This is a genomic window from Collinsella tanakaei (assembly GCF_016902615.1).
GTDB classification, from domain to species: domain Bacteria; phylum Actinomycetota; class Coriobacteriia; order Coriobacteriales; family Coriobacteriaceae; genus Collinsella; species Collinsella tanakaei_A.
Genome location: NZ_JACJMB010000012.1, coordinates 13,986 through 39,734 on the forward strand (window position 1 = coordinate 13,986; position 25,749 = coordinate 39,734).

Annotated in this window: 21 protein-coding genes, 2 tRNA genes and 1 pseudogene; 15 read left to right on the top strand and 9 right to left on the bottom strand. The window is 67.5% G+C overall.

Annotated elements, in window-relative coordinates; translation table 11 throughout:
• The first annotated feature begins 109 nt into the window (after positions 1-109).
• Positions 110-1,390, top strand: coding sequence for an O-acetylhomoserine aminocarboxypropyltransferase/cysteine synthase family protein (locus H6A21_RS05600; protein WP_204561177.1), 1,281 nt, complete (start codon positions 110-112; stop codon positions 1,388-1,390).
• A 184-nt stretch (positions 1,391-1,574) separates the two neighbouring features.
• Here the strand turns inward: H6A21_RS05600 and H6A21_RS05605 are convergent, their stop codons facing one another.
• Positions 1,575-2,147: a pyridoxamine 5'-phosphate oxidase family protein gene (locus tag H6A21_RS05605; protein WP_204561179.1), complete on the bottom strand. Its 573-nt coding sequence runs from the start codon at positions 2,145-2,147 to the stop codon at positions 1,575-1,577.
• A 640-nt stretch (positions 2,148-2,787) separates the two neighbouring features.
• On the opposite strand from H6A21_RS05605, the gene H6A21_RS05610 reads away from it, so the two are divergent.
• Positions 2,788-3,741, top strand: coding sequence for an alpha/beta fold hydrolase (locus H6A21_RS05610; protein WP_204561180.1), 954 nt, complete (start codon positions 2,788-2,790; stop codon positions 3,739-3,741).
• Between the two features lie 56 nt (positions 3,742-3,797).
• Here the strand turns inward: H6A21_RS05610 and mscL are convergent, their stop codons facing one another.
• Complete coding sequence (gene mscL, locus H6A21_RS05615; protein ID WP_204561182.1) at positions 3,798-4,274, bottom strand: large conductance mechanosensitive channel protein MscL; 477 nt, start codon at positions 4,272-4,274, stop codon at positions 3,798-3,800.
• 121 nt (positions 4,275-4,395) lie between these two features.
• A complete protein-coding gene (locus H6A21_RS05620; protein ID WP_204561184.1) occupies positions 4,396-5,478 on the bottom strand; it encodes a 6-phosphofructokinase in 1,083 nt (360 codons plus the stop codon).
• Positions 5,479-5,776: 298 nt separating this feature from the next.
• On the opposite strand from H6A21_RS05620, the gene H6A21_RS05625 reads away from it, so the two are divergent.
• Positions 5,777-6,355: a xanthine phosphoribosyltransferase gene (locus H6A21_RS05625; protein ID WP_204561186.1), complete on the top strand. Its 579-nt coding sequence runs from the start codon at positions 5,777-5,779 to the stop codon at positions 6,353-6,355.
• 300 nt (positions 6,356-6,655) lie between these two features.
• Positions 6,656-6,955, top strand: a pseudogene (locus tag H6A21_RS05630) (peptide chain release factor-like protein); the annotation flags it as partial.
• Between the two features lie 142 nt (positions 6,956-7,097).
• Here H6A21_RS05630 and H6A21_RS05635 read toward each other — a convergent pair.
• Both H6A21_RS05635 and H6A21_RS05640 read right to left on the bottom strand, forming a co-directional pair.
• Entirely contained in the window at positions 7,098-8,087 is a 990-nt protein-coding gene (locus tag H6A21_RS05635) for a diacylglycerol/lipid kinase family protein (protein ID WP_204561190.1), read from the bottom strand.
• On the bottom strand, positions 8,084-9,484 hold the full coding sequence (locus H6A21_RS05640; protein WP_204561192.1) for a chloride channel protein: 1,401 nt from the start codon (positions 9,482-9,484) through the stop codon (positions 8,084-8,086). Before H6A21_RS05640 ends, H6A21_RS05635 begins: the two co-directional genes overlap by 4 nt.
• 189 nt (positions 9,485-9,673) lie before the next feature.
• Between H6A21_RS05640 and H6A21_RS05645 the strand changes: the two genes are divergently transcribed.
• From H6A21_RS05645 to H6A21_RS05665, 5 genes are all read left to right on the top strand, one after another.
• The gene (locus H6A21_RS05645; RefSeq protein WP_204561193.1) at positions 9,674-10,936 is read left to right on the top strand and encodes a molybdopterin molybdotransferase MoeA; all 1,263 of its coding nucleotides are present in this window, start codon (positions 9,674-9,676) and stop codon (positions 10,934-10,936) included.
• A gap of 79 nt (positions 10,937-11,015) precedes the next feature.
• Positions 11,016-11,489 (top strand): MogA/MoaB family molybdenum cofactor biosynthesis protein, encoded by a 474-nt coding sequence (locus H6A21_RS05650; protein ID WP_204561195.1) that lies wholly within the window; start codon positions 11,016-11,018, stop codon positions 11,487-11,489.
• Between the two features lie 252 nt (positions 11,490-11,741).
• Positions 11,742-12,617 carry a molybdate ABC transporter substrate-binding protein gene (gene modA / locus H6A21_RS05655; protein WP_239462688.1) on the top strand — a complete coding sequence of 292 codons (876 nt, stop codon included), beginning with the start codon at positions 11,742-11,744 and terminating at the stop codon, positions 12,615-12,617.
• 176 nt (positions 12,618-12,793) lie between these two features.
• The gene (gene modB / locus H6A21_RS05660) at positions 12,794-14,302 is read left to right on the top strand and encodes a molybdate ABC transporter permease subunit (protein ID WP_204561204.1); all 1,509 of its coding nucleotides are present in this window, start codon (positions 12,794-12,796) and stop codon (positions 14,300-14,302) included.
• A 3-nt stretch (positions 14,303-14,305) separates the two neighbouring features.
• On the top strand, positions 14,306-15,385 hold the full coding sequence (locus H6A21_RS05665; protein ID WP_204561207.1) for a sulfate/molybdate ABC transporter ATP-binding protein: 1,080 nt from the start codon (positions 14,306-14,308) through the stop codon (positions 15,383-15,385).
• A gap of 96 nt (positions 15,386-15,481) precedes the next feature.
• Here the strand turns inward: H6A21_RS05665 and H6A21_RS05670 are convergent, their stop codons facing one another.
• Positions 15,482-16,870, bottom strand: coding sequence for a L,D-transpeptidase family protein (locus tag H6A21_RS05670; protein WP_204561209.1), 1,389 nt, complete (start codon positions 16,868-16,870; stop codon positions 15,482-15,484).
• A 383-nt stretch (positions 16,871-17,253) separates the two neighbouring features.
• Here H6A21_RS05670 and H6A21_RS05675 point away from each other — a divergent pair, with 383 nt between their 5' ends.
• From H6A21_RS05675 to H6A21_RS05685, 3 genes are all read left to right on the top strand, one after another.
• Positions 17,254-18,417 carry a double-cubane-cluster-containing anaerobic reductase gene (locus H6A21_RS05675; protein ID WP_204561211.1) on the top strand — a complete coding sequence of 388 codons (1,164 nt, stop codon included), beginning with the start codon at positions 17,254-17,256 and terminating at the stop codon, positions 18,415-18,417.
• A gap of 74 nt (positions 18,418-18,491) precedes the next feature.
• Positions 18,492-19,265: an acyl-CoA dehydratase activase gene (locus H6A21_RS05680; RefSeq protein WP_239462689.1), complete on the top strand. Its 774-nt coding sequence runs from the start codon at positions 18,492-18,494 to the stop codon at positions 19,263-19,265.
• Positions 19,266-19,362: 97 nt separating this feature from the next.
• The gene (locus H6A21_RS05685; RefSeq protein ID WP_204561213.1) at positions 19,363-20,550 is read left to right on the top strand and encodes an MFS transporter; all 1,188 of its coding nucleotides are present in this window, start codon (positions 19,363-19,365) and stop codon (positions 20,548-20,550) included.
• A gap of 589 nt (positions 20,551-21,139) precedes the next feature.
• Here H6A21_RS05685 and H6A21_RS05690 read toward each other — a convergent pair.
• The 3 genes from H6A21_RS05690 to H6A21_RS05700 all read right to left on the bottom strand — a co-directional run bounded on the left by H6A21_RS05690 (position 21,140) and on the right by H6A21_RS05700 (position 22,339).
• Positions 21,140-22,093 (bottom strand): glycoside hydrolase family 2 TIM barrel-domain containing protein, encoded by a 954-nt coding sequence (locus tag H6A21_RS05690; protein WP_342636067.1) that lies wholly within the window; start codon positions 22,091-22,093, stop codon positions 21,140-21,142.
• A gap of 90 nt (positions 22,094-22,183) precedes the next feature.
• Positions 22,184-22,257 (bottom strand) — tRNA-Gly (locus tag H6A21_RS05695).
• A gap of 5 nt (positions 22,258-22,262) precedes the next feature.
• Positions 22,263-22,339: transfer RNA gene (locus H6A21_RS05700), tRNA-Pro, on the bottom strand.
• Between the two features lie 194 nt (positions 22,340-22,533).
• On the opposite strand from H6A21_RS05700, the gene H6A21_RS05705 reads away from it, so the two are divergent.
• From H6A21_RS05705 to H6A21_RS05715, 3 genes are all read left to right on the top strand, one after another.
• Positions 22,534-23,343 (top strand): formate/nitrite transporter family protein, encoded by an 810-nt coding sequence (locus H6A21_RS05705; protein ID WP_204561215.1) that lies wholly within the window; start codon positions 22,534-22,536, stop codon positions 23,341-23,343.
• A gap of 297 nt (positions 23,344-23,640) precedes the next feature.
• A complete protein-coding gene (gene yedF, locus H6A21_RS05710; protein ID WP_204561217.1) occupies positions 23,641-24,276 on the top strand; it encodes a sulfurtransferase-like selenium metabolism protein YedF in 636 nt (211 codons plus the stop codon).
• 313 nt (positions 24,277-24,589) lie between these two features.
• Complete coding sequence (locus tag H6A21_RS05715) at positions 24,590-25,735, top strand: aminotransferase class V-fold PLP-dependent enzyme (protein ID WP_204561218.1); 1,146 nt, start codon at positions 24,590-24,592, stop codon at positions 25,733-25,735.
• The last annotated feature ends 14 nt before the right edge of the window (positions 25,736-25,749 follow it).

A 25,749-nucleotide genomic window follows, 5' to 3' on the forward strand; every position in this document is an offset into this window, starting at 1 on the left:
GGGTTCCGAGCGCTCTGGGCGTTTGTAACAAGCGGTGCCGTCTTGGTGTCCCTCCGGCCGCATTGCAGTATCCTGTTCTGTGCACCTACGACCGAAAAGGAGCTCGCGTATGACAGAGCATATCGGGACCACCTGCGTCCAGGGCGGCTACCGCCCTGGCGATGCCGAACCCCGCCAGATCCCCATCTACCAGTCGACCACGTGGAAATACGACACGTCCGAGCATATGGGCAAGCTGTTCGACCTCGATGAGGCCGGCTACTTCTACACCCGTCTGCAGAATCCCACCAACGACTACGTGGCTGCCAAGATCGCCGAGCTCGAGGGCGGTACGGCCGGCATGCTGACGAGCTCCGGCCAGGCGGCGAACTTCTTCGCCGTCTTCAACATTGCCGGTGCCGGCGACCACGTGGTGGCGAGCTCCGCCATCTACGGCGGCTCCTACAACCTGCTTGCGCACACCATGCGCCGCATGGGCCTCGAATGCACGTTCGTTTCGCCCGACTGCACCGATGAGGAGCTGGAGCGCGCATTCCGTCCCAACACGAAGTGCGTGTTCGGCGAGACCATCGCGAACCCCGCGCTCGACGTGCTCGACATCGAGCGCTTCGCCGCCGCTGCCCACGCCCACGGCGTGCCGCTGATCGTGGACAACACGTTCCCGACGCCCGTGATGTGCCGTCCGATCGAGTGGGGCGCCGATATCGTCACGCACTCCACCACCAAGTACATGGACGGCCACGGCACGGCGGTGGGCGGCGCTATCGTCGACTCGGGCAACTTTGACTGGGATGCCCATGCCGACAAGTTCCCGGGTCTCACGACGCCCGACGAGACCTACCACGGCGTGGTCTACACTGAGAAGTTCGGCCAGGCGGGCGCCTACATCACGAAGGCGACCTCGCAGCTCATGCGCGACCTGGGTTCCATCCAGTCTCCGCAGCACGCCTTCTATCTGAACCTCGGCCTGGAGAGCCTGCACGTGCGCATGCCGCAGCACGTGAAGAACGGCCAGGCCGTGGCCGAGTACCTGTCTCAGCACCCGAAGATCCGCTTCGTGAAGTATCCGGGCCTTGAGGGCGATCCGTGGCACGAGCTCGCCCAGAAGTACATGCCGAACGGTACCTGTGGTGTCGTGAGCTTCGGCTTCAACGGCGGGCGCGCGGCGGCCGAGCAGTTCATGAAGAGCCTGAAGCTCGCGCAGATCGCCACGCACGTCGCCGATGCGCGCACCTGCGTGCTGCACCCGGCCAACGCCACGCATCGCCAGATGAACGATGCGGAGCTCGAGGCCGCCGGCATCGCGCCCGACATGGTGCGCCTGTCCTGCGGCATCGAGACCACCGAGGACCTGATCGCCGACATCGAGCAGGCGCTCGAGACGGTGTAGCGCTGCCCTGTGCTGACAGGCCTCATTGCAGCGAAGCCCCGTGCGGATCGGTTCCGCACGGGGCTTCGTCTATACGGGTTCGAGGACGCACCGGCGCGCGTCATGGGAGGGATGAGCCGGCTTGAGGGCGGTGCGGCATATCGCTGTCCGCGGGCGCGCGCCATGGGGAGGGGCGCGAGGGCCGCTAGCCGCGGGCGCGCGTAAGCTCGATGGCCTCCTTGCCGCTGAGCCGCACGACGGCGAGCTCGATCATGGCCGTCTTCGCGAACTGGTCGGCGATTTCGGCAGCGCGCCCCTCGGGCAGCTTCGGCGAGTACTTCTCGGCAAGCGCTTCGAGGGCGCGCAGGCGCTCGGTGTCGTGTTCCATCATGCGGGCGTAGCCGAAGGCCATGGCACTGCGGAAATAGGTCGTGTACTCCTCGGGGACGATGAGGTCCTGGTCGATGACGGTAAAGGATGCGCGGCCATCGGCTGCGATGGCGTCGAGCTTCGTGCCCGAGCGGGCGCCGTGGAAGAAGATGCGGCCCACGACCGGCTCGTCAGCTGAGGGGAGCCATGGGGAGAGGCCGTCTGCCCCGAGCGTGCGGCCCCATGCCGCATCGTCCAGGTACACATAGCTCAGCGGGATCCCGTAGGCGAAACCCCCGGTCGCATCGCAGCCCGACAGGGCGAGTACGCCGGCCGTGCCGTGCTCCATGATGGCGTGCGTATCCTGTTCGTCCAGCTCCTGTCGGGAACGGCGCATTTTGGTGTACATGGCTCTCCTCTGGTGGGTGCGCGCTTGCGCGACATCGGTTGCTGCGGGTGGGTGGTCGGTTTTCGGCCCTGTCGATTGTACCGTGTTTCGGCGCGGGGCTATCGTGCAGCAGGGCTCAGGGCACTTTCTGCGCCATTGTCCTACGTCGCCGGCGGGCGGCGGGCGCGCGCGATGCCTGGGGCCGCACGGTGCCGCCTCCACCTGTTCCGAGCGGTTGGCTGGCATCACCGAGTTGCTCCCTATGTCCGGTATTAGGCGCGTTTACGGGCGGGTCCCGATCCGAGGCACCTCCTCGATGACAAAAAGCCCTGATGGGTGCCGCTTATTCGGTTCGCTTCTGAGGGCGGCGGCCGTATGGGAACCTAATATCGGCGAGAGCAAGCAACAAGCGGGTTCGGACCCTCCGCGCCCGATGTGCCGCCTGCACAGCGAACGCTGCAGACGGGCGTCTCTCTTGGACGGCGACAACGTTTCGCGCGGATGGGCGGCACATCGTCTTCTGTGGCGGCTTGGTGGGGATGCGGCTGCTCGAACGCGCCTGTATGGTGCGCCCTGCCGGTTGCCGATACGGCAGGGCGCACCGTGCGGGGCACGCTAGGATGTGGGGAAGCGAGAGATGCCATCTGTATGAGGAGCCCGCATGAGAACCTGTGCCCTGTCATATCCGAGTGCCGACGGCGCGTCGACCGTGCGCGCGTGGCTGTGGGAGCCGGACGAGAGGGAGCTGAACGGCCGCAGCCGCCCTCGCGCACTCGTTCAGATCGTGCACGGCATGTCGGAGCACGCGGGACGCTACCTGCCGTTTGTCGAGTTCCTCTGCGCTCAGGGCTTCGCGGTGTGCGCGCATGACCATGTGGGGCATGGGCGCACCGCTGCCGGTGCAAACGACCTGGGGCACATGCCGCTGCGCGACGGCGAGGACATTCTCGTGAACGATGTGCAGGCGCTTCGCATGCAGGCCATCGGGCGGCTGGGCATAAAGATGCCCTATGTGCTGTTCGGCCATTCCATGGGCAGCTTCATCGCGCGTGTGTACCTCACACGCTACGCGTTCGGGGTGCGCGCCGCCATCATCTGCGGAACCGGTCAGCAGCCCCTCATCATGACGGGGGCGGGGAGGTTTCTCTGCTGCGTGATGGCGCGCCTGCACGGTGAGCGCCGTCACAGCAAGCTCGCCCATGCGCTCGGGGCCGGCGCGTTCGCCCGCTCGGTGAAGGACGCCCGCACCGATGCCGACTGGATCTCGACCGACGCGGACGTTGTCGATGCCTATCTGGCAGACCCCTTGTCCGGCCAGATGTTCACGGTGGGCGCGTACGGCACGCTGGCGCAGCTTGCGACCGATGCCCAGCGCCGCCGGCTCGCCGCGCGCATTCCGCACGGCCTGCCGATGCTCTTCGTGGCGGGCGCCGACGATCCGGTCGGCGAATACGGGCGCGGCGTGCACCGGGCGGTCGAGGAGTACCGCGCTGCGGGCGTCGAGACCGTCGACGAGATCATCTATCCCGGCGCGCGCCATGAGATCCTCAACGAACCGATCGCGGCCGACGTGCAGCGCGACATCCTCAACTGGCTCGAGCGGCGCGGGCTGTAGGGCGTCGCATGCGGCCGTGAGGGAAGCGGCTGCCCGGCTTGCGTCCGACGCGTCGCTTACGCATCGAGCGCGTTTTCGTATCCCGTGAGCTTCGAGGTGCAGTGCGGGCAGCGCGTGGCGTCCTCGGCGATCTCCTGCTTGCAGTAGGGGCACGTTCGCGGCTCGGGTGCGGCGTTGTCTTCTGCCGCGCCGGCAAGCCCCGCCTTCTTCACGGCAAGCTCCTTCAGGTCGTTCATCTTGTTCACGGCCTTCACGATGGCGAACACGGCGATAGCGGTGATCAGGAAACTGATGGCCGCGGAGATGAACGCGCCGAAGTCGATGGTCTGGCCGTTCAGCACGACCGAGAGCCCCTTCACCTTGGGGCTGCCGCCGATGGCGGAGATGAGCGGCTGGATGATGGAAGAGACGAGCGAGTTCACGACCGAGGTGAACGCGCCGCCGATGATGACGCCGACCGCGAGGTCGACGACGTTGCCGCGGTTGATGAACTCGACGAACTGCTCGACGATGCCCTTCTTGCCCTGTGCCATGGGCTCCTCCTTGTGTTGCGACAGCTATGCGGCGGTCTGCGTTTCGCGCCCCGCCGCGATGCAAAAACGGCGGCCCCGCTGAGGGCCGCCGATGAGGTACAGCTCTTGTCCGTGGTCTCGACTACTCGTCGCCGAAGCTGATGCCGAGCGCCTTGGCCTCGCGGATAAGGTCGCAGTCGGGGTCGACGTACTTGAGCTTGCCGGCGACCTCGGACAGCGGCGTGCGGGTCATCTTGCCGCCGACCTGGGCGATCATGTAGCCGAACTCACCTTCCAGGCAGCCGAGCGCCGCCTCGGCGCCGCACTGCGTGGCGAACACGCGGTCCTGGGCGTCGGGCTCGCCGCCGCGCTGGGTGTGGCCGGGGATGGCGACGCGGGTCTCGCGCCCCGTCTCCTCCTCGATCTTGCGGGCGATGTCGTAGACGATGGAGGGGGAGGTGCGGGCGGCGACCTTCTTCTTGTATTCCTTCTTGGAGAGCTTCGCGTCCTCCTTCGTGATGGCGCCCTCGGCCACGGCGACGATGGTGAAGCGGCTACCGCGCTCCATGCGGCGCTCGATGGTGGCGATGACGTTTTTCATCTCGAAGGGGATCTCGGGAATGAGGATGACGTCGGCGCCGCCCGCGACGCCCGCGTACAGCGGGATCCAGCCGACCTTGTGGCCCATGATCTCGATGACGAAGACGCGGCCATGGCTGGAGGCCGTGGTGTGGATGTCGTCGATGCACTTCGTGGCGATGTCGACGGCGCTCGTGAACCCGAAGGTGCGCTCGGTGCCCCACGTGTCGTTGTCGATGGTCTTCGGCAGGGCGATGACGTTCAGGCCCTCCTGCGACAGGCGGTTGGCGGTCTTGGTGGAGCCATTGCCGCCGAGCATGAACAGGCAGTCGAGCTGGAGCTTATGGTAGGTCTGGATCATGGCCGGGACCTTCTCGACGCCGTCGGCCTCGGGGGTGTCGAGCATCTTGAACGGCGTGCGGCTCGTGCCCAGGATCGTGCCGCCGCGCGTGAGGATGCCGCTGAAGTCGCGCGGCGTCATGACGCGGAAGCGGCTGTAGATGAGGCCCTGGTAGCCGTCCTCGAAGCCGTAGATCTCCAGATCGTTGGCGCCGACCTTGTTCTCGAGCGTCTTGACGATGCCGCGCATGGTGGCGTTCAGCGCCTGGCAGTCGCCGCCGCTGGTGAGAAGACCGATCCTCAGCATTGAATCCCCCTTTGTGAGATGGCCAGAGTGATAGTGCGAGTGTAGCGCACTTGCGGTCCGTCCGACGCGTCGCGGAAGATGAAATATAAGGTGCCTTGGCGATTGGGCGGCATCGCGGTATGTCTCATGCCCCCGGCCGATGTGCCGGCGCCAAGGTGCCCCGTGGGGGGATATTCCCCCAAGACGTGCGGAATTTGCTGCCGGCGCAGCGCGTATGCGCGCAGGACGCATCGGTCGTGGTATCCTGCATGCAATAAGTTGGGCACGAGAGGCTGTGTTGCTGCTGAGGGGGCATACCATGAAGGAACTTGAGGATCGCATCCGCCGGGACGGCATCGTGAAGGCCGGCAACGTACTCAAGGTGGACGCTTTTCTCAACCACCAATGCGATGTCGAGCTGTTCGACCACATGGGCGCCGAGTGGGCCCGCCTGTTCGAGGGCACACCCATCACGAAGATCTTGACGATCGAGGCGTCGGGCATCGGCATCGCCTGCGTGGCGGCGCGCCATTTCGGCAACGTGCCGGTGGTGTTCGCCAAGAAGGCGCAGTCCATCAACCTCGATGGAGAGCAGTACTCGACGACCATCTACTCGTTCACCAAGAAGCGCGAGTTCCCGGTCATCGTCGGCCGCAGGTTCCTCTCTCCGGGCGATCACGTGCTCATCATCGATGACTTTCTGGCCAACGGCTGCGCGCTGGAGGGCCTTATCTCCATCGTGGAGAGCGCGGGCGGCACGGTCGAGGGTATCGGCATCGCCATCGAGAAGGGTTTCCAGGGCGGCGGCGACCGCCTGCGCGAGCGCGGCTACCGCGTGGAGAGCCTCGCGCGCCTCGTGAGCATGGACGATCAGACCGGGGAGCTTACGTTTGCCTAGGGACGACATCGCATTGAGGATTTCTCTGCCTGGCCGTCATGCCGTGGCGCACGTGCGCGAGGAGCGAGGAGGGCGTAGCGCCGCTGCGCCGTCGCTGCCCGAGCGCGCAGGCGCGTAAGGTGCGGCGGCTTTCAGCCGTGCTGTGTTGCATCGGTGTCCCCTGAGGCGCGTGCCGTCTGCGCTGCCCGCACCGAGCTGGAGTATTCACAGGAGGGCGCCATGGGGAATAGCAACCTGACACCAGATGCATATGCCGCCTTCGCGCGGCTATCCGACGATGAGATCGCACGCGCCTGCGAGGTGCAGACCTTCCATGCGCATGGTCCGGGCGGCCAGGGTGTGAACACGGCGGACTCGGCCGTGCGGATGCGCCATGTGCCGACGGGTATCGTGGTGGTCTCGCGCGAGAGCAGAAGCCAGCTGCGCAACCGTGCGCTCTGCGTGGCCAAGCTGCGGGCCATCTTCGAGCGCCGTGCGCGCCCGCGGCGGGCGCGGAAGAAGACGAAGGTTCCCGCCGCGGCCAAACGCAGGCGCCTGGCCGACAAGCGCCTGCACGCCCAGAAGAAGGCTGCCCGCCGGCGCGTGACGGGCGAGGGGTAGGCGCTGCGGCGCCCGTCCCCGTTGCGACCTTGGTGAGGGTGACCGCGGCGTTCGGATCGGCCAAGCGCCTTCCGAACATCCTGGTGGCCGAAACGTCCGCATCGTGCGCGGGACATCCAGAGAGAGAGGTCCGCGGCGCGCGCTAGCGTTCCTTCTTAGGCACGAGCACCGTGAGCGCGCCGGGCAGGATGCCCACCGCGACGCGTACGGCCTCGATGCGCTCGCCGTCCGCTTGCGCGGGGTAGGGCTCGTCTCCCTCGAGCGTGAGCGTCACGGACCGGGCACGCAGAAGGTGCGCGTGCGCGTCGTGCACGTGCTGGCCGACCTTCGCCGAGAGCAGCAGGGGCAGGGCGTGCGCCCGCGCCAGCGGTCCGCTCACGTAGCAGATGTCGAGCATGCCGTCTGTCGGGTCGGCGTTCGGGCAGATCTTGAACCCCGAGCCGTAGGTCGGTCCGATCTGGATGGCGAAGGTGACCGCGCGCATGCGCTCGGACGGCGCGGCGTCGATCGAGGCCATGAGCGGGAAGTCGCGGTAAGCCCTCGTCAGCGCACGCGCGCCGCTGAGCAGATAGAGAGCGTCCCCTTTGAGGCCGGTGGCGCGGCGCACCTCGTAGGTGCCGAGCGCGATCTCGGCGTCCATGCCGACCGAGAACGTCTGGACGAAATGCTCGAGGGCGACGGAGCCGTCGGCGCGCGTGAGCTCGAGACGGCCGATGTCGAGCGGCGTGCGCACGCACGTGAGCAGGCGCGCCATGTCGGCGTCGCGGGACACCTCGGGCATGCCGAGGGTACGCGCGTAGTCGTTGCCCGATCCCACGGGCACGATGCCGAGCGCCGGGCGCGCCAGGGGGCGGATGCCCATGAGGCCGTTGGCGACCTCGTGGATGATGCCATCGCCGCCGACGGCGAGCACCGTGTCGTAGCCGGTGGCGCCCCGGGCGAGGGCGGTCGCGTGGCGCGGGTACGCGGTCAGCGCGAGGTCGAACGATGCGGGGCCGTGCAGGTAGAGGCGCAAGAAGCGCTGCAGGCGCTCGCCGATCTCCGCCGCGGCGCCGGATTGGGCCGCCGGGTTCACGATGATGAGAGTGCGCCCGAGGGGATTTTCTGCAGGAGCGCTTTCGAACCGCTTCATGCGCCATCGCCCCCGTCCGCCTCTTCGCGATGGCGCTCGATGGCGCGCTCGACGGTGATGCCCTCGTCGTCCTCGAGCGAGCGGCGCTTCGGGGTGACGATGCGCTGGGCGGGGTAGACGCCGCGGTGTCCGGCGACCAGGTAGCTGATGAACGCGACGATGACGAAGTAACCCGCGGCCTCGCCGCCGAACATGTCGACCGACAGCATGATGGTGGTGATGGGGACGTTCAGCGCGGCCCCGAAGACCCCGATCATGCCGAGGGCGGCCATGAAGCTCGGCTCCATGGCGGTAAGGTTCGCGATCCAGCCGCCGAGCGCGGCGCCGATGCCGAACAGGGGCGTGACCTCGCCGCCCTGGTAGCCCGCGCCCAGCGTAAGCGCGGTGCAGACGAGCTTGGCCACGACGTCGAAGGGGCCGACGTCGCCCGCGAAGCCGGCGGAAACGAGCCATTCGGACAGGCCGCCGTAGCGGAACAGGTCGAAGACGACGTAGACGCCGAGCAGGACGAGCGAGCTCACGAGGGCCGCCACGAGGTAGTTTTTGATGCGCATGCTGTAGAAGCGCTTGACCGTGCGGATGGAAAGCGAGAACAGGCGCGCGGCCAGGCCGAAGGCGACGGCGGCGGCGACCACGATGGCCACGGTCGCAGGTTCCATGACGGGCACGCTCTCGATCGCGTTGAACGCATGGGTGCAACCGAGGGCGCGCGCGGTGAGGTCTCCGGTGAATGAGGCCACGAGGCAGTAGAGGCCCGCGCTGTAGTTCAGCTTGCCGATGGTGCACATCTCCATGCCGAAGAACGCGCCGGCGAGCGGCGTGCCGAACACGGCACCGAAGGCCGCGGAGATGCCGGCGAGCATGAGGTCTTGCCGGTCGCGTCCGGACAGGTGGAAGAGGCCGGCGACGTTGCTCGCGATGGTGCCGCCGATCTGGACCGCCGTGCCCTCGCGGCCGGCCGACCCGCCGGCCAGGTGCGTGGCGACAGAGCACACGAAGGTCAGGGCCGCCATGCGGGCGTGGATGGGGATGCCGGTGAGCGAGCTGTCGATGACCAGATTGTTGCCGCGCGCCGCGTGCAGGCCGTGGTTGCGGTAGATCCAGGCGGTGGCGAGGTTGACGACCGGCAGCAGGGAAAACAGCCACAGATGGGCCTCGCGCGCACCGGTCACGATGGAAAGCGAAGTCAGAAACGCCCAGGCCGCCACGCCCATGAGGACGCTCACGACGAGGGTGAGGGCGAGCGTGCGCAGGCTGGCGCGCATGTTGCCGAGGTCGCGGGCGGTGTCGCCGGCGAGCATGTGCTCGGCATGGGCGAGCTCGAGCCCCAGCGTGCTCAGGAAGCCCGTGCCGTGCCGGCGAATTCGGCGAAGACGGTCAGGTGAAATGCCGGGCATGGGTCTCCTCGCTGCACAGATGGGATGGTACGGGTGCATTATACGAGTTTTGCTATCGGGCCGGTCGCAGTGTCTTATTGCTCCACGAATGTGGAAGGTGCAGGTGGGCGCCGGTATTATACTTTTGTCAGAATATTTACGTGCATGGTCGCCGGGCCCGCTGCGGACTCGGCGTGCGAGGAGGACCCCATGGCAGAGAACATGATCGCGCTCGAGACCGCGCGCTCGATCGTGCTGGAGCACGTCGAGCCGACCGAGGTCGAGACGGTGGAGGCGTGGCGCGCGGTGGGGCTGCCGCTGGCCGAGGACGCGGTGACCGACATCGATCTGTCGCCGTTCGCGAACAGCGCCATGGACGGCTATGCGGTCCGCTCGGCCGACCTTGCGGGCGCGGGGCCCGAGAGCCCTGTCGCGCTCGAGGTCATCGGGCACGAGGCCGCCGGCCACGTGTTCTCCGAGACAGTGGGGGCGGGTCAGGCCGTGCGCATCATGACCGGCGCACCCGTGCCGGCGGGTGCCGATGCGGTCGTGAAGTACGAGATCGTCGAGGTTGAGGGTGGCGATGGCAACGAGGGGTCGCGCGCGGTGTTCCGCGCGCCCGCGCCCGCAGGCGACAACGTGCGCGCCGCCGGTCTTGAGGCGCATGCGGGCGAGGCCGTCATGCGCGCCGGCGAGGTCGTGAGCGCGGCGGGCGCCGGCCTGCTCGCGTCTGCCGGCTGCAGCACGGTTGCGGTGCGCCGCGCGCCGCGGGTGGGCATCATCTCGCTCGGCACCGAGATCGTCTCGCCTGACACCGTGCCCGCCTTCGGCCAGATCCGCGACGCGAACGCCTCGGCCCTCATGGCCTCTGCGCTCGCCGCCGGCGCGGAACCGCGCTTTCTCGGCATCGCTCCCGATGACGAGGAGTCCATCTGCAAGCTGGTGCTCGAGGCGGTGGCGTCGTGCGATTTCGTTATCACGAGCGGCGGCGCGTCGGCGGGCGACTACGACTACGTGGGCGCGCTCGTGCGCCGCGAGGGCGAGATGCTGTTCGATCGCATCTCGCTGCGCCCGGGCAAGGCCATCACGTTCGGGATGCTGCGCGGCGTGCCGTTTTTGGGCCTGTCGGGCAACCCCGCTGCCGCCTACGTGGGCTTCGAGATGCTTGCGCGCCCGGCCATCCGTGCGATGCGCGGCTATAGCGACCTGGCACGGCCGGTCCAGATGGTCCGCGTGGAGCACGATGTGCCGAAGCGCCAGGAGCGCCGCTTCTACAACCGCGCGCGCGTCGAGCGCGACGAGGCGACCGGCGAGCTCGCGGTGCGCGAGGCCCACTCGCAGAACTCGGCGCTCTTGGGGACGCTCCATCACGCGAACTGCCTGCTCATGGTGCCCGAGGGTCTCACGGGCTATACGGCGGGCGACGAGGTGCCCTGCGTGCGCATCGACATCGACGAGGGCACCGTTCTGTAGCATCGCGGCCGACCCCGTTCGCACACGCGGCGGACGTGGTTCGCTTTTTCGCGCATCGGCATTTCTCAGGAGGTAGCACATGGATATCCGCATCGCGATCGTGACCTGCTCGGACACCCGTGACATGACGGCGGACGAGGCGGGCGCGGCGCTCGAGGAGCTCATCGCGCAGGCGGGTTGGACCCGCGCGGGGCGCGTGGTCGTACACGACGACGTCGACGAGATCGCCGCGGCGATCGTCGATGCGGCCGAGGGGGCGCGGGCGGATATCGTCATCACCTGCGGCGGCACGGGCCTGTCGCTGCGCGACGTGACGCCCGAGGCGACGCGCGCGGTGTGCGACCGCGATGTTCCCGGTATCGCCGAGGCCATGCGCGCCTATTCCATGACCAAGACGCGTCGCGCGATGCTCTCGCGAGCCGTCTGCATGCAGCGCGGCGGCACGCTCGTCGTGAACTTCCCGGGATCCACGAAGGCTGCGCGCGAGTGCTGGGAGGGCATCGCCGACCAGTTCGAGCACGCCGTGAAGATGACGGCGGGCGGCGGTCACTGACGTTTTTCGTACGGGGCTGTCCTCATCGGGGACGGGGTAGTTTGGAGACATCCCGCGGCCGACCGGCCGCGGGATGTCTCCAAACTACCCCGTCCCCGATGAGGACATGCATCCCGATTCCGCTCAATATTATTCTGAGCTGTAAATAATACGACGTGAATATATTCCCAAAAGAGTATAATGATGACCTGCAGACATGGGTTATATCCCGTGACGTGCTTTGCATGATGCATATGAGGAAGGATGTGCGAAATGGTACGCATGGAAATGAGCAGACGTGTCTTCACGGCGATGGGGGCCTCGCTCATGCTCGCGGCTGCCCTGGGCGGCTGCAGCGGCGGGACGGATGCTGCAACCGGATCCACGCCGGCTGGCAGCGGCGAGACGAGCGCGGCGACCGAGCAGGTCGAGCTCCAGATCTTCGCCGCGAATTCCCTCGAGAAGGCCATGCCCGAGGTCGAGGCGCTCTACACCGAGCAGACCGGCGTCACGTTCGCCGACACCCAGTACAAGGGTTCCGGTGACCTCGTCGAGCAGATGCGCGGCGGCGCCCCGGTCGACATCCTCATCACCGCGTCGTCGGGCACCATGGACGATGCCGTCGAGGCCGACCTGGTGGATGAGTCCACGCGCCAGGACATGTTCGTGAACGATCTCGTGATCGTGCGGGGCGTGGGTTCCGACATCCAGATCGATTCCCTTGAGGATGTGGCAAGCGTCGAGGGCAACATCGCCATCGGCGAGCCGGGTGCGGTGCCCGCGGGCAAGTACGCCAACCAGTCGCTCGCGAGCGTCGGCCTCTACACGAACGCCGACGGCGGGGGCGGCGAGTACGCGCCCGAGATTGCCGATAAGGTGAGCCTGGCCGACAAGGTCGGCACCGCTGCGCAGTACGTGTCGACCGGCGACTGCGCCATCGGGTTCGTCTACACCTCCGACGTGTACCGCTATGATGGCATCGAGGTCGCCTACACCTGCCCGGACGACTCGCACAAGCCGATCGTCTATCCCGGTGCCGTCTCCGCGAGCTCGAAGAACGCTGACGCTGCCGCCGACTTCCTCGAGTTCTGCATGACGGACGAGGACGCGCTCGCCATCTGGGCGGAGTACGGCTTCGAGCTGGCGTAGCGCACATCGCGTCAGGTGCGGTGCGCCGGGTTGCTATACTCGATGCGCATCCCGATGATGCGGGAAGATCCGTATGGGAGCGGCCCGGGACCTGTTCGTTCCGGGCCGCGTTTGCGATAGCGGGCGGGCGCGGGTCCGGATCGGGCCCGCGCCCCGGCACGAGGGAGGTGGCCGCGATGGTCGAGAGCGCTCGGCGCCGCGTGGTGATATGCGCGCTGCTTTTGTTCGCGTGCGCACTCGGACTCGCTTGCGTCCCGCGGGCGGCGCTGGCGGCGGACGAGACCGCGCAGGCGCAGGCGGACTCCGCCGTCGACGAGCAGGCGGGTTTCGGCCTGAACGGGTTCACCCGCTACATGCGCGGGGCCCAGCGCGCGGTTGACGGCGTGGACATCGGCTATCGCTTTCCGGTGCCCGAGGGCGCCACGGTCACGGTCATCAACACGCCGCAGAGCATCTGGGTGCACGTTGAGGCCCAGGCAGCCGCTGCGGCGGGGTTCGATGCGGACGACGCGAAGGACACGAATGCGTTGATCGCGCTCATCAAGCAGCTCGACGAGACGCATTCCCGCGGCGGGACGGTGCTTGCCGACGAGGACAAGCCGTGGCATGTCACCACGGACGCCGACGTCATCGAGGGCGCCTGCCGCTATGTCTTCGCCCTTGAGATGGGGGAGAGCCGCTACACCGCCGTGCAACCCGCCGAGATCCCGGCGGGATCGACGCCCGCGGAGGCGGCGGAGGCGGCCGGGCTCGACCTGGGGGACGCGGTCCTGTGGGTGGATGACGCCGAGCTCGTGGCGGCAGATGAGGTCGTCCGCGAGGCGGCTCCCACCTGGATGGACCGGCTGTACGAGTTCTTCTGCGGCATGGACTACCGCCCGTTTTGGGTCTCGCTCAAGACGAGCGCCGTCGCGCTCGCCGTGACGTTCGTACTCGGCCTTGTGGCCGCATGGAAGACCATGGGGACCTCGAGTCGCCTGAAGGGCCTGCTCGATTCGGTGTTCACCATCCCGATGGTGCTGCCGCCCACGGTCTGCGGCTTTCTGCTGCTGCTCGTGTTCGGCCAGTCGACGCCCGTGGGGCGCTGGCTGATCGATCACGGCATCGCGCTCGTGTTCACGTGGCCCGCTGCCGTGATCAGCGCCATCGTGGTGAGCTTCCCGCTCATGTACCGTACCGCACTCGGCGCCTTCGAGGGGCTCGACGCGCAGATGCTCGATGCGGCGCGCACGCTCGGATGGTCTGAGGGACGGATCTTCCGCCAGCTCATGCTGCCGCTTGCGTGGCCCTCGATCGCGGCGGGCACCGTGCTCGCGTTCGCGCGCGCCATGGGCGAGTTCGGCTGCACCCTGTTTTTCGCCGGCAACTACGCGGGCGAGACGCAGACGATCCCCATCGCCATCTATTTCCAATGGATGAGCGGCAACACCGACGTCGCGCTGTTCTGGGTCATCGTCGTCATCCTGTTCAGCTTCCTCGTCATCCTGTTCATCAACATCTACACGGCCCGCTCGCAGCGCTACCGCACCCGCGGCATGGCGGGCGCGTCCGCACGCGTCCGCACGCGCGAGGCGGCCTCTGCGCACGGTGACGGGCTGGAGGAGCACGGCGGCGACGCGCTGCGCATCGACCGCGAGGCGCTCGCGGAGCTTCTGCTCGGCGACGAGGACGCGGGAAGGGGGTAGGTCATGTCGCTTTCGATCGATATCCAGAAGCGCTATCCGGCCTTCGAGCTTTCGGTTGCCCTCGAGGCGGGCGAGGAGCGCATCGGGCTGCTCGGCGCCTCGGGGTGCGGCAAGAGTTGCACGCTGCGCTGCATCGCGGGGGTGGAGACGCCGGATGCGGGCAAGATCGTCGTGAACGGCGTGACGTTTTTCGACTCCGCCGCGGGTATCAACCTGTCGCCCCAGCAGCGCAAGTGCGCCCTGCTCTTCCAGAACTACCGGCTCTTCCCGAACCTTTCGGTCATCGATAACGTGCGCGCCGGCATGGGGGACACGCATGATGCGGCCCGCCAGCGCGAGGACGCCCTGCGCTTTCTGCAGATCTTCGGCATGGCGGACTTTGCAGACCGCTATCCGGCGAACCTGTCCGGCGGTCAGCAGCAGCGCGTGGCGCTCGCCCGCATGCTCGCGGCCCGCCCGGGGATCCTCATGTTCGACGAGCCGTTCTCCGCGCTCGACTCCTATCTGAAAAGCGCGCTCGAGCAGAACCTACTCGACGTGTTCTCCGTCGTGCGGCGCACGGTCCTCTACGTGAGCCACGACATCGACGAGGCGTGCTGCCTGTGTGAGCGCATCGCCGTCATGCACGACGGGCGCGTGGAGGAGGTCGGCACCGTCTCCGACCTCATGGAGCGCCCCGCCACGCTCGCGGCGCTGCGCCTCACGGGCTGCAAGAACACGAGCCCGGCGCGCAAGGTTGCTTCTTCGGTCGTCGAGGCGCTCGACTGGGGCATGACGTTCGACGTGGGCCACGAGGTGTCCGACGATGTCGCCTATCTGGGCGTGCGTGCGAGCTATTTCCACTTGGATCGCGAGCGCGCCGAAGGGGAGCGCGGCCGCAACAGCTATGAGCTGAAGGTCGCGCGCGTGAGCGATACGCGCTTCGAGCGCTTGGTGCTGCTCGACGTCCCGCGCGCCGATGCGCCGAGCCGCCTGCAATGGCGCGTGAACAAGGTCGGCAAGACCGAGGCCGAGCTGCCGCACGAGGGGGATGTCCTGCGCATGCATTTCGACGCGCGGCGCATCCACCTGGTATCCCGCTGAGGGGGTCCGCCCCCGGCATCGCGCACTCGACCCGTCCCGTTCGGGGTGGCCGCGGCTGCGGGCCTTCAGGCGACCGTGCGCCGGGCGCCGTCGCATCTAGCTGATGTAGACCGGCGTCCCGTTCGGGAGGTTGTCGTAGAGCCATCGGGCGTCGGAGACGGTCAGGCGCACGCAGCCGTGCGACGCGGGGTGCCCGAGCCGCCTGCCCTCGGCTGCCAGATAGGCCCCGCTCGAGTCGATCGGCACGCTGTGGAACAGGTAGTCGCCCCAGAACTGCACGTAGTAGCGCGCGCCCATGCCGTAGCTGTTCAGAAACGACGCCCCGCGGCCGGTGACGCGGAAGATGCCGCGCGGGGTGCTGTCGTTCAGGCCCGTCGAGCAGATCATGGCGTAGAGCACCGTCTCGCCGTCGCGCACGAGCACGACCTGGTTGGCGATGTCGACGCGCACGTTGAGGGCGCCCCGCCCGGCGAGCGAGGGGTAGGCGCCCCCGCTCGCGCCCATCCAGTCGGACATGGGCATGGTGGCGCTCCAGCGCCCGCCCACGCGGTCGAAGTAGCGCCAGGTGCCCCATTCGGGCACGTAGGTCATGCCGTAGCTCACCCCGCCGTCCGTGGCGTCCAGGTAGTACCATGCGCCGTCGATGTAGGCGAGGCCGTGCACCATGATGCCGGTGTGTTCGTCGTAGTAGACCCAGCGCGCGGCATCGCCTGCGCCCACGACGGCGAAGCCGTACTGCATCGCGCCGGTATGGGCGTCGAACAGGTACCAGCCGGTATGCTCCGCGTCGTAGTCGACGTAGCGCTCGCCGTGGGCCATCTTCCCGTCGATCCAGTCGTAGTACACCCATTTGGGGCCATCCGCGCCCTCGAGGTAGGTCATGCCCTTCGACATCGCCCCGGTCACCTCGTCGAAGTGGTACCACGCGCCGTGGCGGAAGTCCTCTCCCTTGACCATGCGCGCCTGCTCGTCGAAGCGCACCCACTTCCCGCCGGCCTCGCGGTCGTTCTCGTCGACGGGGATGTAGACGTCCTTGTCGCGCGCGATCGTGCCGTCGGCGTCAGCCCAGTACCATGCGTCTGCTTCCGGGTCGTAGAACGCGTGGTCGCGCACCATCTCGCCGTTCTCGTACCAGTGCTCGCGCGCTGCGTCCCAGCCGGACTCGGGTGTCTGTTCAGGCTGCGTGTCGGTGTCGGGGTCGGAGCCGGCATCGGGGTCGGGGACGGCGTCGGTGTCGGAGCCGGCGTCGGGGTCGGCGTCGGCGTCGGGCTGCGGGTCGCTCTGGGGTTCGGGCACATCAGCCGCTGCGGGTTCGGCGTCGGGGGCGGTGGCTGCCGCGATCCCCGCGCGTCCCTCCTGAACCGGCTTCGACCATGCGCGCGCAGGCAGGGCCATCGTGACGGCGAGCGCGTACGCGGCGAGGAGGACGAGGAGGCGCCGCTTGGGCGGGGCAGGCGGCGCGAAGGGGGTATGGTGGCGTGTCATCGGGTCTCCCATCGTCGAGGCGGGCCGGCGCTGCCGGCGAGGCGCGCGGCGGGTGCCGTCCGCAGAGGTATCGCGGGCGCCGGGAAGGCTGCTGCTATCCAGTGTAGGCCGGCTCCCGGCGCGCATGGGCGCACAATCGGGGAGCGACGCCGCGCGCGGCGCTGACAGGTGGTCGGTGCCGCCGGTTTCCGCGCGACTGCCGTTTGCCGACCGATGGGGCGAATTGCCGACAGCGCGAGAATAATTTACTATCATTATCCTCACATTGAGGATAATGAAGGGCCGATGGGGTCCGGCCCGCGCTGCGTGGCGCCACGGCGCTGTCCTGCGCGCCCGCCCCTACGCTTCCGTCCTCCCGTATCACCACGACGAAAGGTTCGACCATGACAGATCACGACCGCTACCCGCTTCCCCGCACCTTCGAGGAGTTCAACGAGCAGCGCCGCGCGAGCTTCGTCCGCGTGAAGGACTTCAAGCAGGCGGGCGGCCGCCTGGTGGGCTATCTGTGCAGCTACACGCCGCTCGAGGTCATCGACGCCGCCGGCGCGTCGGGCGTGGCGCTGTGCGGCACCTCCGATGAGGTGATTCCCACAGCCGAGCTCACGCTCCCGGCGAACCTCTGCCCGCTCATCAAATCGACCTTCGGGTTCGCATCCTCGGAGAAGTGCCCCTTCACCTACTTCTCCGACATCATCGTGGGCGAGACCACCTGCGACGGCAAGAAGAAGATGTACGAGCTTCTGGGCGAGCTCAAGCCCACGCATATCCTGCACCTGCCGCAGGGCCGCGACCGCGTCTGGGAGCGCGACGCCTGGTACGGTGAGGTGCGGCTGCTGAAGGAGCGCCTCGAGGAGCTCTACGACATCGTCATCACCGATGACGACCTACGGGCTGCGGCCCGTCGGCGCAACCGCATGCGCCGGGCCATGTGCGAGCTGTACGACCTGCAGACCAGTGCGCCCCCCGCCATGAGCGGCGTGGAGCTCATGAGCACGATGTTCGCCGCCACCTTCAGCTTCGATGTGGAGGAGTTCACCGGAAAGCTCGAGGCGCTGGCGGCGAAGCGCCGTCAGGAATTCGAGGCGGGGGAGCGCCCGGTCCCCGCGGATGCGAAGCGCATCCTCGTGACGGGCTGCCCCATCGGCGGCGTGATCAACAAGATCGGCAGGACGGTGGAGCGGATGGGCGGCGTGGTCGTGTGCGTCGACGACTGCTCGGGCGAGCGCACGCAGGCGAGCCTCGTCGATGAGGATGCCGATGACATCCTGCGCGCCATCGCCGACCGCTATCTGGATATCAACTGCTCGGTCATGACGCCGAACGCGGCGCGGATGGACAACACGCTCGCCATGGTGGAGAAGTACCGGGTCGACGGCGTGATCGAGAGCGTGCTCACGGCCTGCCACACCTTCAACGTCGAGTCGACGCTCATGGAGCGCGCCGTCGAGGGGGCGGGCATCCCCTACATGAAGGTGGAGACCGATTACAGCGCGGGCGACCAGGGGCAGATCGACACACGCGTCGCCGCATTCATCGAGACGCTTTGATATCGGTCGGGACGGGTTCCGTCGCGCGCGGGGCGCGGCGGGTGCGCGGGCCTCAAGGGAGGAGGATGCCTCACATGGCGGGGATTTTCGGAGTGGGCGTCGACATCGGCTCGACGGCCACCAAGGTCGCAGTTCTCGACGGGGAGGGCGCGCTCGTCCATACCGCGCTCATGCCGACGGGGTTTTCCAGCGTCGATGCGGCACGCCGTGTCGAAGAGGAGCTTGCGGGCGCGGGCTTCGCGCCGGACGCCCCCGGCACGCGCGTCGTGGCGACGGGCTACGGTCGCGTCGCCGTCCCGTATGCCGACAAGGTGGTGACCGAGATCACCTGCCACGGCATCGGCGCGACGCGCCTGTTCGGGCAGGCGGGCACCGTGATCGACGTCGGCGGGCAGGACACGAAGGTGATTCAGCTCAAGGGCGGCCGCGTGGTGAAGTTCGCCATGAACGATAAGTGCGCCGCCGGCACGGGGCGGTTCCTAGAGATCATGGCGGACAGGCTCGGCGTGTCGCAGGAGGAGCTCTCGGCCCTTGCGCGCACGGGTGCCGAGACGAAGATCTCGAGCATGTGCACCGTGTTCGCGGAGTCCGAGGTCATCTCGCTGATTGGGCGCGGGGTCGCGCGCGAGGACATCGCGCGGGGCGTGATCGACTCGGTGGTCTCCCGCGTGGCGGCGCTCGCGGGCCAAGCGCCGGGCGGCCCGTTCTTCCTCACGGGGGGCCTGTGCGAGAACGGCTACGTCATCGAGCGGCTCGGAGTTGCGCTGGGCACCCCGGTGCGGACCTGCCCCAAGGCTCGCTACGCCGGCGCCCTCGGGGCCGCCGAACGCGCTCGGGCCCTTGCATAGCGCCTGCATCCGGTATGTGGGATTGTTCCCACATGTTCGAACATGATGTGATAGGATATCCCGCGTGTGAAATGTCTCGCATCGCATGAGGGGGGCCATGCCAGCAGGATTGCTGCCGATCATCTACCTTGCGTTCATCAGCCTCGGGCTTCCTGATTCGGCGCTGGGGTCCGCGTGGCCCGTCATGGGCCCCTCGCTCGGCGCGGGCCTGTCGTGGGTCGGCATCGTCACCATGATCATCTCGGCGGGCACCATCGTGTCGAGCCTCATGTCCGTGCGGGTGGTCGACCGCTTCGGCACGGGCAGGGTGACCGCGGTGAGCGTCGCGCTCACCGCGCTGGCGATGCTCGGCTTCTCGCTCGCCCGGGAGTTCTGGCAGATCCTGTTGCTGGCCATACCCTACGGCCTCGGCGCGGGCGCGGTCGACGCGGCCCTCAACGCGTTTGTGGCCGTGCATTACAAAAGCCAGCACATGAGCTGGCTGCACTGCATGTGGGGCGTCGGTGCGAGCGGCGGGCCCATGATCATGGGCGCCTGCCTGGGCTTCGGCACCTGGGGCGACGGCTTCCGCGCGCTCGGGTTTTTGCAGCTTGCCGTCGTGGTCGTGCTGACCCTGTCGCTTCCGCTGTGGCGCGACCGCACGCTGCCGAAGGGGGCGGATGCGGCCGGTGAAGGGGGCGCCTCCGCCCGCCATTCCCGCCGCGAGCTTCTGCGCACCGACGGCGTCGTGGCCGTCCTCATCTCCTTCTTCTGCTACTGCGCGCTCGAGAGCACCTGCGGCAACTGGGCGTCATCGTATTGCACGCTCGCGGCGGGCGTCTCCGCCGAGACCGCGGCGATGTGGGCGTCGCTGTTCTACATCGGCATCACGGTGGGGCGCCTGGTGAGCGGTTTCCTTTCGTTCAAGATCTCCGACGCCGGCATGATCCGCCTGGGCCAGGTGCTGGTCGCGGCAGGTATCGCGCTGATAGTTCTGCCATGGGACGGTACCGTCCTTATAGCCGGCCTCGTGCTGGTCGGTCTCGGCTGCGCGCCGATCTACCCCTCGATCATCCACGCCACGCCCGCGCGCTTCGGCGCCGACGTCGCTCTCGAGCTCACCGGCATGCAGATGGCGTTCGCCTACGTGGGATCGCTCGCCATGTCGCCGCTGTTCGGGCTTATCGCGCAGACGATCGATATCTCGCTGTATCCGGCTTATCTCGCCGTGCTGCTGGTGGTGATGGTCATCGCGGCGGAGAAGGTGAACCGCGCGACACGCGCTCGCGTGAGGTGCGCCCATTAGCTGTGGTGGAAGGATGGCTGCAGCTAGGGGCGCGAATACGCCGAGGTGCGGTGTGGTAAACTTTGAGTATGGCGCAGGGCGTCCCGTTTCCGTGTTTGGGCCGACTCCTGTTCCAACTTTTGAGGCTGGGAAGTGGCCTCGTTCGACGGCAGTCGGGTGGGGCTTTTTCCCCTTCTACCGATGTGGTAGCCGAGGGCTATAGCCGAGATTACAAGAGCAAGAAGGTTTATGGCCGTGTCTACGCTCATGTCGTAACTCCGTTCTCTTCGATCGGAGTCGGTACCCTGCGTCATTATCAGAATATCACTGAGTGAATATTGAACAATGTAAAACATACTGAATTACGGAATAGCTGATTGTTCGGGTGATCTTGAGGGATCCTCACCCCGTCTGGGTGTGCGCAGTTGCGTCGTTTTCGGTGGAGCCGAAGCCCCAGACTTGGATGCCCCGCCTGGCTCGCCTTGCTTCGCCTGAAGGCGCGCCTACAATCGCTGAGGTCATCCTCCTCGTCCACGCTGTTCACGATGATGACCGTGGCGTGCAATAAAAAACGGCGGCGAGCGCTGTGCTCGCCGCCGCCGGGGATTCGCTACTTCCCGTCCTTGAAGTCGGGGACCTCGTGCCAGCGCTGGCGGAAGTAGTGAGCTGCCAGCTTGGGCTTGCGATCGCGCGTGAACAGGCCCTTCTTGTTGCCCTGGACGCGCAGCAGGCCGGGCACGGTGATGAAGTCGGCGAAGTTCCAGACCTGCTCGCCGCAGACGAAGTCGTGCGCATCGAGCACGGCGTTATTCTCCTTGTAGTACTTCACCTGGTACTCCTCGGTGTAGAGGCTGGGGTTCGAGGAGGTGTCGTGCAACCCTATGACGGTATCGGCGCCGTACTCGGTCATCATGACCGGCTTGCCCAGTTTGCCCCACTCCTCGAGTTCCGCCGCGAAGGCCTGGCTGGCGCAGTCGAGTTCGTTGCCCATGGTGTACCAGCCGTAGTAGCGGTTCAGGCGGATGACGTCTGAAAGCTTGGAGGCCACATCCTGGTCGACCGGCTTGCCGCTCTGGACGTCTACGAGCGTGCAGGGACGGCTCTGCGGGTCGAGCTCGTGCGCCAGGTCGAAGAGCGGCTTGAAGTGCTCATAGGCGCCCTCGCTCGTGGAATCGGGCTCGTTGGCGATGGACCACATGACCACGCAGGCATGGTTCTTGTCGCGCGCGATGAGGTCGCGGATGATGTCCTTGTGGTGCTCTTGGGTCTTGATGCCGTTCACCGGATCGTAGGTGGACACGCCCTGTCCGGAGAAGTTCGCGCCGCCGCCGAAGCTCGCGTTGATGCCCACGGCCGTGGTCTCGTCGATGACGACGATACCCTCGGCGTCGCACAGGCGCATCATCTCCTCGGAGTAGGGGTAGTGGCTCGTGCGGAAGGAGTTCGCGCCCTGCCAGTGCATGAGGGAGATGTCCTTCGCGTACGTGGGCACGTTCTGCCCGCGTCCCGCCGCTCGTGTACCGGTGCGGGGCTTTCTGCCATTGCGGGGTCTTGCGGGGGGCACGGGCCCTGCGGTGCGCGCCCTGTCGGCGGGGCGCTGCGCGCATACGAAAACGATCCCGGAAGCCTGCGGCTACCGGGATCGCGAATCTCCTGGAGCGGGCGACGGGAATCGAACCCGCGTCATCAGCTTGGAAGGCTGGGGTTCTACCATTGAACTACGCCCGCGTGTATGGTCGGGACGACAGGATTCGAACCTGCGACATCCTGCTCCCAAAGCAGGCGCGCTACCAAACTGCGCCACGTCCCGAAGGTGCTGAGCAGCTAGGGGTTGCATCTCACCCTGCTTGTCCCAAGGCGGAACAGATTATAGGGGATGCGGGACTCCTCCGCAACACGGCCCACATTTCCTCCGGGGAAAACCGCGTCGCGTCGATTGCCAGGGGGATTGCCGGGGCGCTAAAGTAGCCGGTGTCTTGCTATGGGCATGGGAGAAAGGTTTATATGTCAACAGAGGTTTTGTCGCCGGCTCAGGTGGAGGAGAAGGTCGAGGCGGTCGCCCAGACGAAGGCGACCATGCCGCTCGCCAAGATGTTCGTGCTCGCGATGCTCGCGGGCGCGTTCATCTCGTTCGGTGCCCTCTACTTCACGGTGTTTCTGTCCGACACGACGCTTTCCTGGGGTCCCCAGCGCGTCGTGGGCGGTCTGGTGTTCTGCTTGGGCCTCGTGCTCGTGCTGCTGTGCGGCGCGGAGCTCTTCACGGGCAACTCGCTCATGGTCTGCGCGCTCGCGTCGCGCAAGATCAGCCTTCGCGGGATGCTGCGCAACTGGGTGACGGTGTGGCTCGGCAACCTCGCCGGCGCGCTGGTGGTCGTGGCGATCGTGTTCTTCGCGGGCATCTACCAGATGAATGGCGAGTCGGTCGCGGCGACGATGGTCTCCATCGCCGCCGGCAAGGTGACGCCCGATGCCGTGACGCTGTTCTTCCGCGGCATCCTGTGCAACATCTTCGTGTGCCTGGCGGTGTGGATCGGTTTCGCGGGTAAGACGGCCGTCGACAAGGTCGTCGGCATCCTACTACCCATCTCCGGGTTCGTCGCCTGCGGCTTCGAGCACTGCGTGGCCAACATGTACTTTCTGCCCATGGGCGCGGTCATGGTGGCCAACGGCTACGGCGCCGATGTCGCCGGTGAGGCGTCGCTGAACATGTCGGGCATCGTCTACAACCTGTCCGTCGTGACGCTCGGCAACATCGTGGGCGGCGCGGTGCTCGTGGCGCTCGCGTACTGGTTCGTGTACCACCGCGACAACTAGCGCGCGGGCGCCTGCGCGCCGCGGCGCATCCGGCGGCATGCGAGCCGCCGGATGCGCTTCCTATGTCAAACGTGAACGGCCAAGCGGGTCGGGGTACAGCTGCGCCCCGGCCCGCGTGCGTAAGGAGGCCTTCGGGGGCGGCCGCCCTTGCCGCATCGGAACCTCATGCGACCTTCTACCGATAAACTGGTCGTTGACGGGTTCCATGTAAGGGAAATTTATTATTATGATTATCCTCAGAATAAGGATAATCATACTCGCCGTAGGCGGGTGTGCGCTGTTGGCGAAAGGATTCTCATGGTCGAGCTCAACTGCTTCGGGGAGACATGCCCCAAGCCCGTCATCCGTGCCATGAAGGCACTCCAGGAACCGGGATCCGCCGGTGCGGTGCGCGTGCTCGTGGACAACACGGTCGCCGTCGAGAACCTGAAGCGCCTCGCGGCGAGCAAGCAGGGCGCGGTGTCCGTCGCCGAGGTGCAGGGCGGATGGGCCGTCGAGATCTCCGGCGTCAGCGAGGCGGATGCCGAGTGGCCCTCCGGTGAGGAGGCTGCGCTCGCCGAGGCGGGCATCGCGTGCCCGGCGCCCGAGGCGGCCCGTCAGCAGGTGACGGTGTTCGTCGGGTCGCGCGCGCTCGGTCAGGGATCTCCCGAGCTCGGTGACATACTCCTGAAGGGCCTCGTCTACGCCATGGCGCAAGCCGAGGAGCCCCCACACCGCATCGTCTTCTTCAACGACGGCGCCGCGCTCACCTGCGAGGGCTCCCCGCTCGTCGACGACGTCCGCGAGCTCGAGCGCCGCGGCTGCGAGGTGCTGACCTGCGGGACGTGCCTGGATTTCCACGGCCTGCGCGACCGGCTCGCCGTGGGCGGCGTGACGAACCTGTACGCCATCTCCGAGTTCGTGCTCGGCACCGACAAGGTCGTCACGCTCTAGGGGAGCCTCGCGGGCTTCGGGTTCGGTTCGCCGCCCGAGCGGCTGCCCCGCGCCGCCTCGATGCTCCTCATTTCCGCTATTAGGTCCTTCGCGGGGTGAGGCCGCTGAAGCCGCTGTCCGCCAGCCCGAAAATCCCTGGTGAACTCTCGGGTCTCAGGTGCCCGCTCGGGCGCCGGCGCACGGGAGGACCTAAAAATCGGAAATACGGGGCAACAAGCGGGCGTGCGCCCTCCTCTTGGCGGCGGGTCCGGCCGCTGCGTCCCCGACTCGCCGTGTCTGCCGACGTTTTGCATCTGAAAGGGCGAAAGACGCCATGATCTACCTGAACAACGCCGCCACCACCATCCAGAAACCGCCCGAGGTCGCCCAGGCGGTCGTCGCGGCCATGGCGGGCGCGGGCAGCAGCGCGCGCGGGGCGTCTGCCGACGACCTCGCCGCGGCGCGCTCGGTCGCCGGTGCGCGCGTGCACCTGGCGCGCCTGTTCGGGTTTTCGCACCCCGAGCGCGTCATCTTCACCATGAACGCGACGATGGCTCTGAACATCGCCCTGTTCGGCCTGCTCAAGCCGGGCGACCACGTGATTACGACGGATTTCGAGCACAACTCCGTGCTGCGCCCGCTGCACGAGCTCGAACGCCGCGGGGTGATCGGGCTCGACTACGTGAGGGCCGATGCCGCAGGGCGCCTGCACACCGAGGAGCTCGAGGGGCTGTTTCGCCCGAACACCGCCGCCGTCGTGGCGACGCACGCCTCGAACCTCACCGGCGCGCTCACCGACGCGGCGGCGCTCGCCGCGTCCGCCCATGCCCACGGTGCCCGTTTCATCCTCGATGCGGCGCAGACGGCGGGCGCGCTTCCGGTGGATGCGGCCGCGCTCGGGGCGGATATCATCTGCTTCACCGGGCACAAGGCCCTGATGGGGCCCCAGGGCACCGGCGGCCTGCTCGTGGCGCCCGATGTGGAGCTCGCCCCGCTCATCCTGGGCGGCACCGGGGTGAAGAGCGCCGATCCCTTCCAGCCTGCGAGCTGGCCCGAGCACCTGGAGGCGGGCACCCTGAACAGCCAGGGCATCGCGGGCCTCGACGCGGCGGTGGGCGTTCTGCTCGATGTGGGCGTCGAGCACGTGGCCGCCTATGAGGCGAGGCTCCGCGAGCGCTTCTGCGCGGGCGTGGGGGATATCCCCGGCATCACGGTCTATGGCGCGCATGACGGGCAGGCGCACACCGGCGTCGTGGCGCTGAACCTCGCCGGTATGGATTCGTCGACGCTGGCGGACCGGCTGGCGCAGGACTTCGGCATCGCCACGCGCGCGGGCCTGCACTGCGCCCCGCGCATGCACGCGGCGCTCGGCACCCTCGAGCAGGGGGCGGTGCGCTTCTCGTTTTGCTGGTACACCAGCGCGTCCGACATCGATGCGGCCGTCAGCGCGCTGCGCGAGATCGCGCGCGCACGGCGCTAGGAAGAAGGGGAGGT